1 protein-coding gene is annotated in these 831 nt (G+C 34.7%); it reads right to left on the bottom strand.

Annotated elements, in window-relative coordinates; translation table 11 throughout:
- Positions 1-570: hypothetical protein (locus CHX27_RS00045; protein ID WP_133063354.1), on the bottom strand; the 570-nt coding region annotated here is incomplete at its 3' end.
- Positions 571-831 lie beyond the last annotated feature (261 nt).

Here is an 831-nt window from a genome sequence, read left to right as displayed (position 1 = left end):
AATAAATTTTATATCGCCTCTATCAATGTCGCCAGAACCCGGGTGTATATTGCCATAACCGTCGTCGTAATAATCAACAAAATGAGTATAGATTTTTACACAGTCTGAGCCATTACCATAAACAAATATGCTCCAAACAACAGACTCGTTCTCAATCTTTATAGGTGTTTTTATTAAACTTCCTCCCTCTATCAATGTCTGTTTATCCGTCGGGGTCATTGCGTATTTAGCCACATAAGCAGCGTACTCTGAGACTCCTTTTTGCTGAAGAATTAAATTTTTTATCGTATCTCTCGATTCAAAGTCAAGAATTTCAAAAGTGTACGATTTCAAATCTCCTTTTTCGGTGTAATAAATCTTTGTCGTATCAACCAAAACACCATAAAAAGTAATTCCTCTAGCTTGAAGGCGCTCCGCTTCCAATTTGCTGTTGTATGCGCGGTAAGCACGTAAAGCACCCTGATTCTTCGCTAAATCAGAAAAAGAAACCGTTTGGAGTTTAACTGCATCTTTTCTGTCTGATTCCAGTAACGTCTCTTCAGAAGAGCAGCCGCTTAATAAAATAACCAAAGCAAAAGACAGCAGAAATATCCTAGTAACAACCGTTTTTGCTTTTTTATTAAATTCAAATTTTACCTTGTTTTTACAATACTCTCTGCTCTTTCCCCACGCCGCGTAATTAAAATGGGGGGGGTGGTAAATAAATATTTCATAATAAATGGTTTAAGTTGGAAATAAAAGTAAGTAAATAAATATTACCGTTATAAAAAAAGTAACACTTTAGAAGATTTTATCTTTCAACTTTAATTTGTTAAGAAAAAAGAACCCTTT

Origin of the sequence: Flavobacterium aurantiibacter (genome assembly GCF_002251775.1) — a bacterium.
Taxonomy (GTDB): domain Bacteria; phylum Bacteroidota; class Bacteroidia; order Flavobacteriales; family Flavobacteriaceae; genus Flavobacterium; species Flavobacterium aurantiibacter.
Note: the sequence above shows the minus strand (reverse complement) of the source record. Positions and strands in the feature narration are given on the sequence as shown.